Raw genomic sequence first — 17,936 nt, 5'->3', positions numbered from 1 at the left:
AAAGATGAAACGTTACGTCGTATCCAAGTGGGTATTGATCGATTAAGTGAAATCGTAGAAGAGTAACACATACAAACGCTTAGAGAAATCTAGGCGTTTTTTTTGCATAGTAATGGCAAAAAAATTGTAAAAGAATCTTAGATTATGAATATTGTCGATAAAATTGATTCTAGAATAGAAAAATGCAATGTCTTACAAAAATCGTATATGATTTACCAAATTGTATTGCGATTAAGACAAAAGATCATTTTGTTGGAAAAGAAGTGTCTTATCATGATTGATTTGGATAAAATAAAACTCCCTTATGGGAGTTTTAGTCTATATAAGCTTTAATTCTTTAAAGGCGTGATATACACCATCATCATCTAGGGATGTAGTAATCATATCAGCTTTATCTTTGATTTCTTGTGGGGCATTTCCCATCGCAACACTTAAATAGGCTTTTTCAAACATAGGAAGATCATTAAAACCATCCCCAATCGCAATTGTATCTTTGATGTCAGCATTAAAGTATTTAACCACTGAATCTATTCCAGTTGCCTTGTTGATATGATAAGAAGTGATTTCGCCACTTTCTTTTCCAAGTGGGGCAAATGTTGCGGGAATTACATCATATTTATCAGATAGATCTTGTTGGATTTTTTTATATGGTGTTTTGCCATTATCAATGACAGACACTTTGTTATAGACTAAATCTAGAATGTTGTTGACAACTGTAATTTGACTTGTAAGAATTGTAAGGCCATGTTTGGCCTTTTCTTCTTCACTTTTTCCTACACATTGTTCTTCGACCATTTTTAACATGGTATCTTTTGTATATTGAGTAGCATAGATTCTGGTGCTAGATTCAAAATTAGCTGGAATGTTATTTGTGAGAAGATAGTTTGACAAATATTGACTTTCTTCTTTAGATAATGCGTTTTCTTCAATGATTTTGTGGTTACATTCAATCGTTGCACCACTACCGGCAATAATCGCATCATAATCTATTTTTAACATGGGACCAAAAATTTCAATGCGTTGTCTTCCTGTACACAAAATAATTTTATGACCATTCTTTTGTGCTTGGATGCAAGCTTTGATTGCACTCTCTGGTATGTATCCTTCGTGGTGAAATAGTGTGCCATCGGCATCTAAAAAAACAAGTTTCATTCTGCACCTCTTTCTTATTGGACGAAATGATATTTTTATTCTACAATAGAAAGGTAAAGATTTAAAGGGGAGGATATAATGGGTGATTATATTGTGATAGGCGTTGTAGGTGTATTCGTTATTTTGATGTCGGTTTTGCCAAAACCAGTCTATAATTTGATTACACGTGCATTCTCTATGCAAAAAAATGGAATTCGAAAAGTACGAAGATATCACACAACAACGGATTCAATAGCGAATTTGTTGATTGGAGTATCTATCATATTTTGTGTATTTTATTCATTTATTCCATTTTATTCCGTAGTATATACGATCTTTTTTGTTTTGAGCTATTTATGTCTGTTGGCACAGGTCAATCGAGTTACATCTAAAAAGAGCCAGCAAGTCGCAAGAACTTGTATTTTGCTGAATAACGCATTTGTAGGTATTTGTTTTTTAGGTGCACTCGGCTTTTTGAACGGTCATGCATCTGTTGCAGTTATCAATCAATTTATGCTTGATTTTCATGCGCATAAGGCATTTGATATTTTATACCTTCTACAAAATCGTACTTGGATGTATTGGCTATTCCAAAGTATGTTGTTTTTATTTCCACTATTTATTATGTGGTCACATTTTAAATACATGCGTCTAGAAAGCAGTGTAAAGGGTGTTTATTTTATAACATATATCATTAAAATGTTATTTTTAATGGGTATTGTATTATGTTTTTCTGTGGGAGCCTTTGATTTCTTAGATAAAGTATATCAAGTGGATGCCCTAAAGAAATTAGCATAGAGAAAGAAGGATTTTAAAAATGATTACAGAAAGAATTTCAAAATTACGTGAGAAAATGAAGGAAAATAATGTACAAGCTTACATTGTTCCTACAAGTGACTTCCATGAAACAGAATATGTTTGTGACTATTTCGCATGTCGTAAATATATGTCTGGATTTACAGGTAGTGCGGGAATTTTAGTTGTATTATTAGATAAAGCAGCACTATGGACAGATGGTCGTTACTTCATTCAGGCAGCAAATCAATTAAATGGAACAGGTATTGATTTGATGAAACAAGGTCAGCCTGGTGTACCTGAATTGGATGCGTATATTATTGAAAATCTAAAAGAAAATGATACAGTTGGATTTGATGGCCGTGTTATGAACACAAAGGATGCTTTGGCATATAAATCTGTGTTTGATCTAGCACGCTTGAATATGAATGTAAATCTAGACTTAGTTAATGATGTTTGGACAAATCGTCCTGAACTTCCTAGTACACCAACTTTCCATTATTCAGAAAAATTTTCTGGTGAATCAATGGAAAGTAAGTTAGGTCGTTTGCGCGCATATTTAAAAGAAACAAAAGTTGAATCTATCATCTTAACAAGTGTAGATCAGATTGCGTGGCTTTATAATTTAAGAGCACATGACATTCCTAATTTCCCAGTCGCATTGGCATATTCTATTGTTTCTTTGGATTCTGCATCTATTTATATGGATGCGAGTCGTTTAGATGAATTAAGTAAAAAAGAGTTTGAAAAGAACAATGTAAAAGTATGTGCATATAACGATATCTATGCAGAAAGTAAAGAATTAGAAAACACTGTTTTAATTGATCCATCAAGTGTGAATTATGCGATTGTATCAAATTTAAAGGCTAAAACAGTATTTAAGGAAAGTCCAATTATTTTATGGAAAGCTTTAAAGAATGATACAGAGTTAAAGTGTACAAAGTGGGCACACATTAAAGATGGTGTTGCCGTAACAAAATTCATGTATTGGTTAAAGAAGAACGCTGGTAAGATTGAAATGAGCGAAATGAGTATACAATCTAAATTACAAGTTCTTCGTAGTGAACAAGAAAACTATTTAGAAGATAGTTTTAATACGATTTGTGCTTATAAAGAACATGCAGCGATGATGCACTATTCTTCAAAGCCTGAAACAAATGTAGATGTCACAAATGAGGGTATGCTTCTAATTGATAGTGGTGGACAATATTTAGAGGGTACTACAGATATTACACGTACATTTGTCTTGGGTAAAATCAGTGAAGAGGAAAGGTATTGGTTTACAAAAGCTTTAAGAGGACACATTCGTCTATCTGATGCGCACTTCTTATTTGGATGTTCAGGATTAAACTTAGATATTCTTGCTCGCGGACCATTATGGGATCATGATATGGATTATCAATGTGGTACAGGACATGGTGTAGGACACTTATTGAATGTACATGAATCTCCAAATGGTTTTAGATGGAAAGTGTTGCCACACCGTAATGAAATGTGTGTATTAGATGAGGGTATGATTACTTCAAATGAACCAGGTGTGTATTGTGAAGGTAAGTTTGGTATTCGTCATGAAAATGAAATGGTTGTAGTTAAAGGAAATGTGAATAACTATGGACAGTTTATGCATTTTGAACCACTGACATTTGTACCATTTGATTTAGATGGTTTAGATGTAGATTTATTGACTAACGAAGAAAAGGCTTGGCTAAACAATTATCATAAAGAAGTATTTGAAAAAATCAGTCCATATTTGACAGCTGATGAATCAGAATGGTTGAAATCTGCTTGTAGATCTATTTAATGAAAGAAAGAATGATACCAGTAACATGTCCACATTGTGGGCATGTTTTTGAGATAAAAAGAGATACAGTTGTGATAGCACAAATGGACATAGTCGCAAAAAAACGCTTGAATGATGGATCCTATTTTATGCATCAATGTCAGAATTGTAAGTCTATGTTTTATTTATATTATCCATTTATTTATCGAGATCCTAAAAAAAAGTTTGATCTTGTGCTAACTGAACAGAAGCATATTGACAATTTGAGTGAAGATGAACAAGTTGTGTTGTGTCATAGTGTTTCACAATTTCTTTTGGCCTTTAAAATCTATGATCAAAGTTTAAATCCAAAAATGGTTTTAACGAAAAAGAATTTATTGGAAAATAAGTTAGGTCGAAGTATTAAATTTGATTATTTTGATGCGAAAAATCATTGTCTTTGGTTTGAAGACGTAGCTGTATCTTTATCAGAAAAAGAATGTAAAGAGATTCTTATTTTGTAGACTAAGTAAAATAGGGTATAATAGCAGATAGAAACGAGGTATTACATATGAATATTTTAATTGCGGGTGGTGCCGGATATATCGGTAGTCATATTTGTGTTGAATTATTAGAAAGTGGTCATGATGTTGTCGTAATCGATGATTTCTCAAATTCTAAACCAGAAGTATTGGATTCAATCTATAAGATTACAGGAAAACATGTTAAGTTTTATGAATTTAATGTATTAGATGAAGAAAAGACGGAAGCTGTATTTAAAGAAAATAAATTGGATGCGGTGATTCATTGTTGCGCATTTAAGGCGGTTGGTGAAAGTGTTCAAAAACCAATTGAGTATTATACAAATAACTTGATGACAACTTTAATTGTTGCCAAGATGATGAAGAAATATCATGTGCCAAGTATTGTATTTAGTTCAAGTGCGACTGTTTATGGAGATCCAGAAGTCGTTCCTTTAACAGAGGATTGTAAGCTAGGTGTTACGACAAATCCATATGGTGCAACTAAGGCTATGATGGAAAGAATCTTAACGGATGTGCAGTTTGCCAATCCAGAAATGAGTGTAACGTTACTTCGTTATTTCAATCCAATTGGAGCGCATGAATCGGGTTTGATTGGAGAAAATCCAAAGGGAATTCCAAATAACTTGATGCCTTATATTATGAAGGTGGCTACTGGTGAGCTTAGTGAACTTGGTGTATTTGGTGATGATTATGATACACCAGATGGAACAGGGGTTCGTGACTATATTCATGTAGTCGACTTGGCAAAGGGTCATGTACTAGCGATTGAAAAATACAATACGCCAGGTGTTCATATTTGTAACTTGGGAACAGGAAAAGGCTATAGTGTATTAGATATTGTACATGCTTTTGAAAGAGTAAATGGAATCAAGATTCCTTATGTCATCAAGCCTAGACGTCCTGGTGATATTGCGACTTGCTACGCAGATCCTACAAGAGCTAAGGAACAACTTGGTTGGGTAGCTGAAAAGAATCTAGATGATATGTGTAGAGACACATGGAATTTTGCGAAAAAGCAATTATTGTAGTGTGAGGTATTTATGGCAAAAATTATTTTAACGGGAGATCGTCCCACAGGAAAACTACATATTGGACATTATGTTGGGTCATTGAGAAATCGTGTCCTTTTACAAAATTCTGGGGAGTTCGATGAAATTTATATTATGATTGCGGATGCACAGGCGTTGACAGATAACTTTGATAATCCAGATAAGGTGCGTGAAAATATTTTAGAGGTTGCCTTAGATTATTTGGCTTGTGGTATTGATCCAAGTAAGACAACGATTTTCATTCAGTCTGAGATTTCTCAATTAACAGAATTGACTTTCTATTATATGAACCTAGTCTCAGTTAGTCGTCTTCAGAGAAATCCAACAGTAAAAGCAGAAATCAAAATGCGTGGATTTGATTCGAGTATTCCTGTTGGTTTCCAATGTTATCCAATTTCACAGGCAGCTGATATAACTGCATTTAAGGCAACGACAGTACCTGCAGGAGAAGATCAAATGCCAATGATTGAGCAGACTCAGGAAATCGTTCATAAATTCAATTCGATTTATGGTGAAACTTTGGTTGAACCAAAAATCTTATTGCCACAAAACTGTGCTTGTTTAAGACTTCCTGGTACAGATGGTAAGGCGAAGATGTCTAAATCATTAGGTAACTGTATTTATTTGTCAGATGATGCAGAAACAATTAAAAAGAAAGTTATGAGCATGTATACAGATCCAGATCATATCAAGGTAAGTGATCCTGGTAAGATTGAAGGAAACTGTGTATTTACATATTTAGATGCATTCTGCAAGCCAGAACATTTTGAAAAGTATTTACCAGAATATGAAAACTTGGATGCATTAAAAGCACACTATCAACGTGGTGGATTAGGAGATGTTAAAGTGAAACGTTTCTTGAATAGTGTTATGCAAGAAGAGTTGAGTCCAATTCGTGAAAGAAGACTGGAATGGGAAGCTAAACTTCCAGAAGTTGTAAAAATCTTAGAAGAAGGTACTAAAAAGGCTTACGCAACAGCTCAAAAGACGTTGGATGAAGTTAAATCAAGTATGAAAATCAATTATTTTAAAGATAATTCTTTGATTTAGGGGATAGATTATGGTAATTGTAGAAAAAGAAAATTTTATGGGTGGTACTGGTGTAGCACATTTTGAACATATCATGACTGCAGATGAAATGCATGGTATGAATCGTGTTTATGCCAAGGTTACTTTAAAAAAGGGATGTAGTGTTGGTTATCATGTGCATGATGGAGATGGAGAAGATTACTTTGTCCTTTCTGGAATAGCTACTTTGGATGATAATCATGAAAGAACGTTGTATTTAAAGCCAGGTGAACATTATTTTACACCGAGTGGCAAGGGTCATAGTATCGCAAATGAGCAGGATGAAGACCTTGTATTTATGGCTCTCATTATTTATAATAATGAACAAAAATTATAAACAGATTACTAATTTGTGCAAACATAATAAACAAAATTGATATATAATACTATTGGTTTTGTGAAAGCGTTTTCGCACATAAAACTGTTTCTCTCTATAATATTTCTGTGAGAAATAATCCGTCAATATATTCTCTTAAATCGCGACTTAGTAGAGGATGCTTGAAGAGCAGGATTGCGCCCTGCTCTTTTTAGTTAAAATTTTGTATTTTAACTAAAAAGTATAAAGACAAATCGTTATTATTTGACTATAATAGAAATGTATTAGGGCAATACATGAAACTTCCTTTCTATTTTAAAACTATGGGAATGCGACAAGATTTTGAGTCTTGTCGTTTTTTCATTATAATAGGAATGGAGGTTTTTTTTATGAAATATCCTAAGTTTTTAAATGTGAATAATAATACGATTGGCGTATGTGCTATGTCGAGTGGTGTAGGACATAAGCTAGATAGTTTTGATGAGTCTATAAAGTATATAAAAAGTCATGGTTTTAATGTGATTGAAACAAACAGTGTAAGAAATGATAGTGAACCTAGTTGTGATGCATTAACTCGTGTTACTGAATTGAACTCATTAGTTAATGATTCAAATGTAGATGCCATATGGCTAGCTGCGGGTGGTGATTTTCAATTTGAAACGTTGCCATATCTTGATTTTGATTTGATTGAAAAGAATCCAAAGTGGTATTTGGGTGCGAGTGATCCAACAAATTTATTATTTCCAATAACATGTAAGTGTGATTTGGCTACTTTATATGGATTTAATGCGGGTAGTTTTGATGAATTTGGAATCAATGAATATTCAGATTTATGTATTGAATTTTTAAAAGGGAAAAATAACGTTCTTCATTCAAGTTCACTACATCAGGATGTTGATTTTTATAATGATGGTGCACCCATACTTAATACAAACACAGAGTATGTAGGTAGTTGTGATGCAGAGGGTAGGCTTTTAGGAGGGTGTTTTGAGAGTATCAATGATATGGCAGGTACGCCCTATGATTTTGTAGAAGAATTTAATGAACGTTATAAATTGGATGGCATTATTTGGTTTTTTGATATTTTTTCAATGAATTCATGTGATGTATATCGTGCTTTATTGAAAATGAAATATATGGGTTATTTTAAATATACAAAGGCTATTTTAGTGGGTCGTGTATTATTTAAGAATGTTTCGGATTTGATTGGATATGAGCAGGCATTTAAAAAGGCTTTACCAGATATAGATGTTGTACTTAAGATGGACATTGGACATACCTATCCGCATATGTATGTGGTGAATGGTGCCATGGCTAAAGTTAAGGTTTATGATGGTTGTGGTAGTATTCACTATGAAATAAAAGAGTAACTTAACAATTTTTTAATATCTTATATTTTGAGAGTGACCTTCTTATAATGTGTGTTGTAAGAAGGTCATTTGTATGATGAACGATAATGTAAAAAAGTATTAGAGAATAGTATGTGGGATTTGGCTACTTGTTTGAATGGAAAGCCAAATGTTGTTTTAGTGGCATTTAAGAGTATTTCAAAATCCGATGTATTGTTGATTGGATAGGTATTCTTGGAAACAACGTTAAAAATCTTTTGGAAAATAATGGTGAGATTGCAATTAGTGCATATGATGCTTCTAGTTTAGAGGGATATTAAATTCAGGGCAAGGCAAAGTGTGTGACTGAAGGTGAAATTGTAGATATGTTTAAAGGTGCAGCAACAGCTAAGGGTGCATCGTATCATTGTAACAACGCCTGGTGCAGAAAATAAGAGTGTGTTGTAGGTACCTATTAAATTTAATAGGTACTTGAAGAATAAAAGAGTTCTTGTTTAATTTCTCTGGGTTATAACATGTATAAACCAAAATTAGAAAAGGATATTCGTTGTCCTTTGGAGTATGGATTGGATATATTTTAAAGGTAAGTGGAATTTTTGTATTATTTGTGTATTGGCCAACAAAAAGACTTTACGCTATACTCAGCTTCGTAAAGAAATGGTGAATATTACGGACGCGGTTCTTGTGCCGACATTAAAGCATTTGATTTCAAATGGTATTATTGAACGTAAATCATATGATGAGATTTTGCCTCGTACTGAATATGTTTTAATATCAAGAGCAGAGCCGGTCGTACCTATTTTGCAGGAGATTTGTTGATGGGCGCATGGATTTATCAATGAGGATGAATTGAGTTTATAAAATATTCAAGTGCAGTCATTTAAGCCATGCTTGTATTACCTGTGGGAATCTACTTGTTTTCTTTGTATGTATAGTAAGCACCAAATAAAAAGAAGGAAATCAATCCTTCTTTGAAATATAAAGTGTACAAGTAAAGTCTAGATTTTTAGATTGATCAATCAAATATTGGGGTTGTACTTTTGCACCCCAGCTATTGATTCCACCTACGCCCATTTGTTGTTTTGTGATTCTTAAATAGGTTGTTTGAGTTTGTGGCAGTTCAAATGTGTGGTTGGCATTATATAAGTGCATAAAAGAATATTTGCTGGCTTGACATTCCATGTTTTCACTTTTTAGGTTGAATCCAATTGTATTGTCAGATAGACAGCACCATTTGCATTCGACATGGTTTCCATGTTCTTGTGGTTTTAAGTATGGAATGTAGTTTGTATCTACATTTTCAGAATAGAAATCTGTTAATGCATGATTTCTATCGGCATATGTATCTTTTTCACCTTTACCGAAGTACGCAAAATTTTTGAATGATTCTTTTAGGGCAAACTCAATTCCAAATAGGGGAAGGGTTTGTCTTTTTGAATTTTTATCCATATGTAACTGGATTTGAATGCTTTGGTTTGAATAAACGGTATAAACAAGTTTACATTCTTCTTCAATCGACTCCAATTGAAGGGTATAGATCATTTGTGCACATTTAGAATTGCGTATCATTTTAAAATCAATAACATTTTGAAATAGGCTTGCATTTAGCCAGTTGGAGTAGGTTTGTTTGGCACCACGATCATTGTCGGTTAATGCTCTATAGAAGATAGGCTTTGGTGCTTGTTTAAGCGTTTCTTTATCATCAACTTTAATGGATACTAAACCTTTTCTTTTGTCAAATAAGTATTCTATATCCTTAAATTGGATGCCAATTGTACTGATTCCTTCTACTACAAACATTGGTTTTGATTCTGGTTCGTCTTGTTTGACTTCAAAAACTTGTTGGTCAAAGGATTGGATGCCAAATGGAGTTTTGTAGTAGATGGTTTTTGTATAATAGCCAGGCGTGTTGATTTGTTTAAATTGTACAGGCATTGTTTTTGTAGTGCCTGGTTCCACACTTGTTTTAAAGATGCCGGATTGAATGGCAAGTCCATTGCGTTTCAGTTCAAATATAAAGGTATCTTTACTTAGGTCATAGAATAAGTTCTTATTTTTGATTGTGATCGTATCATAATGGATTTCCATATCGACATAGCGATAGAGTTGTTTTAATTCTTGACTTTTGCCAGTCTCTTGGCGATTTGCAAGTAGAATACCATCTCCACAGAAATTTGAGTCGTTTGGATAATCATCAAAATCCTGTCCATAATAATATTGTCCATCTTTTTCAATGGCTTGATCGACATAGTCCCATACAAAGCCGCCTTGGTATTGTTCGTATTCATCTTCAAGGTTGGTATATTCTTCCATACCACCTAAACTGTTTCCCATCGCATGCATATATTCGCATAATAGAAATGGCTTGATTGGATGTGAGTCTAGATAGGCTTTCACATTTTCTGGTGAAGTATACATTCTAGATTCAATGTCTGAAGCATTTTCAAATGTACGATCTTGTGTAATGCCTTCATAGTGTACAAGTCTTGATGCATCTTGTTCTTTAAAGTAGTCGTGCAGAATCATAAAGTTAGATCCGCTTCCAGCTTCATTGCCTAAAGACCACATTAATATACATGCGTGGTTTTTATCTCTTTCATACATGCTTCTAGCACGATCCAATAGACAATCAGTCCATTCTGGTTTGTTTTGAGGAAGAATTTCATTGGCACCATGTGTTTCTAGATTCATTTCGTCAATGACATAAATTCCGTATTGATCACAAAGTTTATACCAATAGCTATTGTTTGGATAGTGTGATGTTCTTACGGCATTGATATTTAATGATTTTAACATATGGATATCTTCTTCCATTTGTTCAGATGTGATAGATCTTCCCGTTTTTGGGTTCCATTCATGACGGTTGATACCATGGAAGACGATGCGTTTTCCATTCAATTTCATAATGCCATATTCAAGGCTAAATTTACGAAAGCCAACTTGTTCTTGAATGGTCTCTAAGATTTCATTATTTGTATCGTAGAGTACAATTTCTAATTGATATAGATTTGGAAATTCACTACTCCAAAGAATTGTATTTTCAACAGGGATTTCAAAAGTATCTTGCATATTGGCATTCCATACAATGTTTCCTTGTGGATCATATAGCTTTGTTTGCAGCGTATGCGTTTCATTAGAAGTAAGCTTGCATGTACATGTTAGAATACTTTTCTTTGTGTCTAAATCAATATTTGTATCAATATGTAAATCTTGAATATGGATGTCTGGTTGTTTATAGATCATGACATCTCTAAAGATTCCGCTAAATCGCCACATATCTTGATCTTCTAGCCATGTGCCTGTACATTTTTGAAAAATCCGTACACATAGAGTGTTATCTTTTTCTTGAACGTATTTTGTGATGTCAAAGCGACTTGGTGTAAAGGAATCTTCGCTGTAGCCTAAAAAGATTCCGTTTAGCCAGACGTAGACATTACTTTCGACACCTTCAAAAGAAAGAATGAGTTTGTGGTTGATAAAGTCTTGTGGTAGATCAAAAGTTTTACGGTATTGATACACTTTATTTTTATCCATATCAATTTGTCCAGGCTTAACTACATCATGGCCATCCCATGGGTAAGTCACATCTGTATAGTGGGGATTATCGAATCCTTGAAGTTGAATGTGTCCTGGTACTTGGATATCGTTCCAGTTGGCATCATTAAATTCTGTGTTATAAAAGAATTTGAAGCATGAATCAAAGTTTTTAGATTGTTTAAATTTCCATGTTCCATTTAGAGAAAAAGAGCTTGGCTTTTTGTCTTTTCCCATTGTATATATATGATCACTGTATGCTTGTAGTCGATTGACTTGAAAGATACGAGAGTCTTTTAGCCAGTTTAAATCTGGTGTTCGCATGAATATCACTCCTTGTATTTGGGTATCTTTCATTATAGCAAACCGTCCTATTGAAAGGAAGTTGAAAATAAACTAAAATAGAAAATAAATTGGAGGTATAGTCATGTCAAACTTGTTGGGTTTAGTAATTTCAATAGCTTTAATTTATTTTGTGATTAAGTTTACTTTTAAGTGTATAAAATGGATTGGAATCTTATTGATTGTAGTCTTTGTATTTAAAATGATGGCATTGATTTTGTAGAATAATTTAGCTTTTCTTTTCATATAAAGATGTGACTTGGTGATTTAAAAGTATTAAAAAATAGTAAATAGTTAAGGGGCAGTTTCTGTTCCTTTATTTTTTCTAAAACAAGTTTAAATAGAGTTATTTTAACTATAAATTTTTTGAATAATATTTTAATGAATGTTATAATTCATAATATGAAAAATACGAAAAAAAGGAAATTGAAAATAGGAAATTTAATTATTGTTGGTGTGGGTGTTTGTTTGGTTGTCGGCATTATTATGATAATTTCTAAGTTTACAAAGACAGAAACAAATGAGCCGCATGAATATATTGCGACTGTAATGATTGATGCTGGGCATGGTGGATATGATGGTGGAACGATTGCGGTGGATGGTACTGCTGAAAAAGATTTAACGTTAGCTTATGCTTTAGAAACGGGTAAACAACTTGAAAAACTGAATCCAGATATTAAAGTTGTTTATACACGTACTAGTGATAAGGTTTCGTGGCCAGAAGATGAAGCAAAGGATTTAAGAGCAAGAGTTAAGATGGCTAAAGAAAAGAAAGCTGATTATTACTTCGCTTACCATATTAATTCAAATCTAGATCCTAGTTGTTCTGGTTATGTTTCTTATATTCGTAAAGATGATAAAGAAGGTAAGAAGATTACGGATTATATGTCAAAAAATTTATCTAGTTTAGAATGGACGTATGATCGTGGTACATTAACGACAGAATCATCTCCTTTGCATGTAGTGGATTCACAAAAAATACCATCTATTTTATTTGAAGTTGGTTTTGGTACAAATCCAAAAGAAATCAAGAAGATTGAGAATAAAAAAATTCAAAAGAAGATTTCGAAGGCTGTCGCGAAAGCTCTCAACAAACATATTACAAAAATGAATAAAAAATCAGAAGATGATGAAAATAAATAAGTGTTGACTGGAGGTAGAGATACCTCCTTTTTATATGGGCATATCCGTTTATGGATGTCTAAGAAAGGTACACAATAGGCAAGGGTGGTTATAATATGACATCCATTGTATATGGAGTACTTGGTTTAATTGGTGATGTGTTTTATCGTGAATTTATAAAATTGAATGGTTTTAGTACATATACTTCTTTATCGGTTGTACATACACATTATTTTATGTTGGGAATGATGTTTTCTTGATTCTAGCATTATTAGAGATGAATCTTCATTTCATGAATGATAGGACAAAAAGTTATGTATTCTTTTATCATTTGGGATTGAATTTAACAGTAATCATGTTAATGATTCGTGGTGTTATTCAAGTTGTATATTTGAATTCTTTAACTACAGCTTTAAATGTAGTAATAGCAGGAATTGCAGTTATTGGACACTTAATTTTAGGAATTTCGCTTATAATGATTTTGATTTCTATTAAAAACGCAATTATAAATATGGCGTATTGATTTTTGACATTATCGCATAATTTGTAAATAATGTTTTATATAAAGAAAATATTACATCTTAAGTTCAGCTTTTGTTGAACTTTTTTTGCTTCATACCTGACTATAGAGGTTGAATAGTAAAAAAATGGTGCAAACCTCTAAAGACGGGTCTTTGTTTTTAAGACGATAGCTTTGATTTTGTAAAAGAGTTGAACTTTTCTTTTTTTATAACCAAAATAATGAGAAATTATCATATATAGATTTGTTAACGTATGATGATTTATGGTCAAGTTCTAACTGAAAGCGCTTTTAATGATACTTTAAATCTAGTATAATGAAATTGGTTAGGAGGGCTTAATAATGAACAAATTAACAAAGCAGTTACTTTCATTAGGGTTGAGTGTTGTAACTGTGGTTGGTATGGTTTCACCGGTACTCGCAAATGATGGAGTGAATGTTTTAAAAGCTCAAAATTCTTCAACTCAAACAACTAAGGAAGGTACGAAAACAATTAAGTTACATGTTTTCAAGGATGGAAAAGAAGAACCGAATCCTATTGATGTGGAGGTGCCTGCAAATGCTGATTTTTTCGAAGTAATGAATATAATTGCGAATAATTATGTTCCTGCAGGATATGGCATTGATGGAAAAGGTGGCGCTTCAGGTCTTTATAATACTCCGGAAGATGAAAACGTATGGTATATGCATTTAGTGAATAAAAATGCTCCACAAGTTCAATTGAAGGATTACAAAGTTGAATATGTACTTAATGGATCTGATGAAGTGGTCGGAAATACTTTAATTAAATTAAGTGACTATTTAGATGCAGACATGGTAAGTAAAGATGTTGAGTTTGGTATTCCAACAAAATATAAGCTTGCGTATGAAAATGAAAAGCCATTGATTGAAAAAGATGGTAATGGTGGATATAGAGTTTATGTAGTCAAAAAGTCTACAGATGTTTTTGAAAATCATCATTTAAAAGTTGTTTATCAATATGAAACTAGGGAACCACAAAATTTTGAGTTGAAGCTAAATGAAACTGAAGATGCTTTTGGTTATATTGAAGATAATTATGTTCCAACTGGATATAAATCATTCACTTTAGGATATGAATTTGATAAAAATGGTGAAAAGCAATGGACTTTACAAGTTTATAAGCCAAAAACTGTTAGTTACAAAGTATATATCAATGATGCTACAGATGGAGTGATTCATACTGCAGAAGTTCCTGCATATGGTACAAAGAAAGATATTCAATATTGGTTAACTGGTGAGAATGACTATGTATTCTATACTTTTGATGATTTGATTGAAGAATCTTCTGATACATATGTAATGTATTTACATAGTAGTGATGCGCTTGTAGCTAAACCAGAAAAATATCCAACAGATACAACAGATTTATTAAAGAATAGTTTAGCTTTAGAGGTAAATAAAGATCTTAAGGCTAAATATGATGAGGCTGTTTCAAATGGTGCTACACCTACACTTGTTCCAGTTATGAAACGTGAGGGTGCTGTTTCTGATGCAGACAACAATCGTTTAAATAAATTTGCAAAAGAAAACGGATATGGTGCTGGAAATGTATTTACAATTGATGTTGCGTTGGTAAGTGATGGAGAAACTTTGGGTTATTTAACTCAGTTATCTGCACCATTGACTTTCAAAGTTGAAATTCCTAAGGAATTGAAAAAAGCAAATCGTAAATTCTATGTATTACGTTTACATGATGGTAAAGTTACTGCATTAGATTTAGCTGAAGATGGAACATTTACAACAGATCAATTCTCAAGTTATATGTTGGCATATAAAGATGTAGTTGTAACTAAGCCTTCAACAGGCACAACTACAACTGCACCTGCAACACAAACTAAGAAAGATTCTGTTTCTAAAAAGGATCCTAAAAAGAATAAGACTGTAAATACGGGTGTACAAACAGCTGGTACATTCTTTACTGGATTAATGGCTGTTTCTGTTGCTGGTTTTGGAATTGTAGAAGTATTAAAAAGAAGAAATAAATAATGATTCAATTTGGAGGTAGAGATACCTCCTTTTATATAACCTGTTAAGAGTATCATATTGCAATAATAGTTGTTAACGTATGATGATTTATGGTCAAGTTCTAACTGAAAACGCTTTTAGTGATACTTTAAATCTAGTACAATGAGGTTAGTTAGGAGGGTTTTAATAATGAACAAATTAACAAAGCAGTTATTATCACTGGGGTTGAGTGTTGTGACTGTGGCTGGTATGGTTTTACCAGTTTTTGCAGAAGAAGTTGATGAAACTTTGGAGAATTCAACTCCAATTGCAGAGGTTTCAAATGAAACCAATGTAAATGAGCGTGCTGCACTAAAAACAATTACAGTACAATTGGTAATTCATGAGAGAGGGCCATATATTTATTCAGATTGTGCCTACAAGGATGTGAGTGTAGAAATAGCTCAAGATGCAACTTATGATGAAATTGTAGAAGTAATCACAAAACAATGTTTTCCTGAAGGATATGTTGCGGTTATCGATGGTAAAGGTAGTGCATCGGGTGTTAAAATTTATCCTTTAAATGAAGAGAAAACGATTTATAAAGCAGAGTGTGTAAAGAAAGAAAATTCAGGTGATTTCGATTTTGAGCAAACAGATGTTTGTGAAGTAAACTTTATTTTTAATGGTAATGTAGTTGGTACAAGAATGGTTCTTGTGGATAAGGGAGCTGAAAAGGTTACAAATTCACAGATTAAAGAGATACCAACAAAATATAATTTACAATATCTTGGTTCTGATTATGAATATGAGATTATAAAAGATAATGCAAATCGGTATGTAGTCAATGTTCCTGTCACTGAAGATAAGGATAATATGAATTATGTTAGTCTTGAGTTACTACAAAAAAAGAATGGTAAATATGAAATTTATGATGCACCTTACTATTCAAAGGCTACAGAATTTGATTTGAATGGTGATGGTATGATCACTTGTCGAGAGTTTAAAACATTCTTTGAAAATCGATATAAAGATATCGAAGTACTATATAATGAATATGCGTTAGATTCTGCTGCATATGATTTTAGAAATTATAAAGCACCGATTTCAAAATATATTGAGATTTTTGTAGAACCAAAAGCAACTACAGAAAAACCTGAAACACCAACTGCACCAGTTACGCCTACTTTACCTGCAGATACAAATAAGTTGGTAAAGGATAGTTTAGATTTAGAGGCGAATAAGGAATTAAAGGCTAAATATGATGAAGCTATTCAAAATGGTGCGACACCAGAAATTTCTGTTGTTTCTAAAGATACTGCTCCAACAAATGATAAAAAGACTTTGGCTACTTTTGCCAAGAAACATGGTTTAACTGAAAGTAAGGCATTTACAATCGATGTTGTCTTAGTAAGTGATGGAGAAACTTTGGGTTATTTAACTCAGTTGTCTGAACCATTGACTTTCAAAGTTGAAATTCCTAAGGAATTGAAAAAAGCAAATCGTAAATTCTATGTATTACGTTTACATGATGGTAAAGTTACTGCATTAGATTTAGCTGAAGATGGAACATTTACAACAGATCAATTCTCAAGTTATATGTTGGCATATAAAGATGTAGTTGTAACTAAGCCTTCAACAGGCACAACTACAACTGCACCTGCAACACAAACTAAGAAAGATTCTGTTTCTAAAAAGGATCCTAAAAAGAATAAGACTGTAAATACGGGTGTACAAACAGCTGGTACATTCTTTACTGGATTAATGGCTGTTTCTGTTGCTGGTTTTGGAATTGTAGAAGTATTAAAAAGAAGAAATAAATAATGATTCAATTTGGAGGTAGAGATACCTCCTTTTTATTTGGGCATATCCGTTTATGGATGTCTAAGAAAGGTACACAATAGGCAAGGGTGGTGATAATATGAAGTGTTTAATGAATGCATCCATTGTATATGGAGTACTTGATTTAATTGGTGGTGTGTTTTATCGTGAATTTACAAAATTGAATAGTTTTACTGATTTTACAACATTGACGGTTGTTCATACACATTATTTGATGTTGGGAATGGTGCTTTTCTTGTTGTTGGTTCTTGTCGAAAAGAATTTTCATTTTGTAGCTACTAAAGTAAGTAAATATTTGTTGTTTTATTATATTGGATTGAATTTAACTGTAGTTATGTTAGTTGTCCGTGGTGTAGTATAAGTTCTTAGTTTAGGTGTTTCAAGTGCAGTTCTTTCTGGAATTGCAGGAATTGGATATTTAAATTTAGATGTTTCTATGATTTTAGTGTTGATTTCAATTGGAAATTGTATCAAGGATTAATTTTGACAATATCACATAATTCAATAAATATGCTTTATATAAAGAGAATATTACATCTTAAGTTCAGCTTTTGTTGAACTTTTTTTGTTTCATAGAAATGAGTATGGTATAATTCGAT

At 32.7% G+C, this 17,936-nt stretch carries 15 protein-coding genes and 1 pseudogene; 14 read left to right on the top strand and 2 right to left on the bottom strand.

The features are described 5' to 3' along the window. Positions 1 to 318 precede the first annotated feature (318 nt). Positions 319 to 1,152, bottom strand: coding sequence for an HAD family hydrolase (locus Q3907_RS04135; RefSeq protein ID WP_301897365.1), 834 nt, complete (start codon positions 1,150 to 1,152; stop codon positions 319 to 321). A gap of 78 nt (positions 1,153 to 1,230) precedes the next feature. Between Q3907_RS04135 and Q3907_RS04130 the strand changes: the two genes are divergently transcribed. The 8 genes from Q3907_RS04130 (at position 1,231) to Q3907_RS04095 (ending at position 8,831) form a co-directional block, all read left to right on the top strand. Continuing rightward, entirely contained in the window at positions 1,231 to 1,929 is a 699-nt protein-coding gene (locus Q3907_RS04130; RefSeq protein ID WP_301897363.1) for a hypothetical protein, read from the top strand. A 19-nt stretch (positions 1,930 to 1,948) separates the two neighbouring features. Further along, entirely contained in the window at positions 1,949 to 3,727 is a 1,779-nt protein-coding gene (locus tag Q3907_RS04125) for an aminopeptidase P family protein (RefSeq protein WP_301897361.1), read from the top strand. 11 nt (positions 3,728 to 3,738) lie between these two features. Then, on the top strand, positions 3,739 to 4,209 hold the full coding sequence (locus tag Q3907_RS04120) for a CpXC domain-containing protein (protein WP_295644348.1): 471 nt from the start codon (positions 3,739 to 3,741) through the stop codon (positions 4,207 to 4,209). Between the two features lie 47 nt (positions 4,210 to 4,256). Continuing rightward, positions 4,257 to 5,258, top strand: coding sequence for a UDP-glucose 4-epimerase GalE (gene galE, locus Q3907_RS04115; protein WP_301897359.1), 1,002 nt, complete (start codon positions 4,257 to 4,259; stop codon positions 5,256 to 5,258). A gap of 12 nt (positions 5,259 to 5,270) precedes the next feature. After that, positions 5,271 to 6,329: a tryptophan--tRNA ligase gene (gene trpS, locus Q3907_RS04110; RefSeq protein ID WP_295644451.1), complete on the top strand. Its 1,059-nt coding sequence runs from the start codon at positions 5,271 to 5,273 to the stop codon at positions 6,327 to 6,329. A 10-nt stretch (positions 6,330 to 6,339) separates the two neighbouring features. Further along, the gene (locus Q3907_RS04105) at positions 6,340 to 6,684 is read left to right on the top strand and encodes a cupin domain-containing protein (RefSeq protein ID WP_301897358.1); all 345 of its coding nucleotides are present in this window, start codon (positions 6,340 to 6,342) and stop codon (positions 6,682 to 6,684) included. A 368-nt stretch (positions 6,685 to 7,052) separates the two neighbouring features. Continuing rightward, positions 7,053 to 8,033 (top strand): S66 peptidase family protein, encoded by a 981-nt coding sequence (locus Q3907_RS04100; RefSeq protein WP_295644455.1) that lies wholly within the window; start codon positions 7,053 to 7,055, stop codon positions 8,031 to 8,033. A gap of 540 nt (positions 8,034 to 8,573) precedes the next feature. After that, positions 8,574 to 8,831 (top strand): helix-turn-helix domain-containing protein, encoded by a 258-nt coding sequence (locus Q3907_RS04095; protein WP_301897357.1) that lies wholly within the window; start codon positions 8,574 to 8,576, stop codon positions 8,829 to 8,831. A 141-nt stretch (positions 8,832 to 8,972) separates the two neighbouring features. On the opposite strand, the gene Q3907_RS04090 is transcribed toward Q3907_RS04095, so the two are convergent. Next, positions 8,973 to 11,870: a glycoside hydrolase family 2 TIM barrel-domain containing protein gene (locus Q3907_RS04090; RefSeq protein WP_301897356.1), complete on the bottom strand. Its 2,898-nt coding sequence runs from the start codon at positions 11,868 to 11,870 to the stop codon at positions 8,973 to 8,975. Between the two features lie 103 nt (positions 11,871 to 11,973). Between Q3907_RS04090 and Q3907_RS04085 the strand changes: the two genes are divergently transcribed. From Q3907_RS04085 to Q3907_RS04055, 6 genes and pseudogenes are all read left to right on the top strand, one after another. After that, positions 11,974 to 12,111 carry a hypothetical protein gene (locus Q3907_RS04085; RefSeq protein ID WP_295644464.1) on the top strand — a complete coding sequence of 46 codons (138 nt, stop codon included), beginning with the start codon at positions 11,974 to 11,976 and terminating at the stop codon, positions 12,109 to 12,111. A gap of 179 nt (positions 12,112 to 12,290) precedes the next feature. Continuing rightward, a complete protein-coding gene (locus Q3907_RS04080) occupies positions 12,291 to 13,031 on the top strand; it encodes an N-acetylmuramoyl-L-alanine amidase (RefSeq protein WP_301897355.1) in 741 nt (246 codons plus the stop codon). A 95-nt stretch (positions 13,032 to 13,126) separates the two neighbouring features. Further along, positions 13,127 to 13,533, top strand: a pseudogene (locus Q3907_RS10695) (DUF2871 family protein). 339 nt (positions 13,534 to 13,872) lie between these two features. Beyond that, on the top strand, positions 13,873 to 15,537 hold the full coding sequence (locus Q3907_RS04065; protein ID WP_301897353.1) for a hypothetical protein: 1,665 nt from the start codon (positions 13,873 to 13,875) through the stop codon (positions 15,535 to 15,537). Positions 15,538 to 15,705: 168 nt separating this feature from the next. Next, positions 15,706 to 17,319, top strand: a complete 1,614-nt coding sequence (locus tag Q3907_RS04060; protein WP_301897352.1) for a hypothetical protein — start codon at positions 15,706 to 15,708, stop codon at positions 17,317 to 17,319. A gap of 97 nt (positions 17,320 to 17,416) precedes the next feature. Further along, positions 17,417 to 17,698, top strand: coding sequence for a DUF2871 family protein (locus Q3907_RS04055; protein ID WP_301897351.1), 282 nt, complete (start codon positions 17,417 to 17,419; stop codon positions 17,696 to 17,698). Positions 17,699 to 17,936 lie beyond the last annotated feature (238 nt).

This window comes from uncultured Holdemanella sp., from assembly GCF_958348295.1.
Lineage (GTDB): Bacteria > Bacillota_I > Bacilli_A > Erysipelotrichales > Erysipelotrichaceae > Holdemanella.
This window is presented reverse-complemented; position numbering and strand designations above follow the sequence as displayed.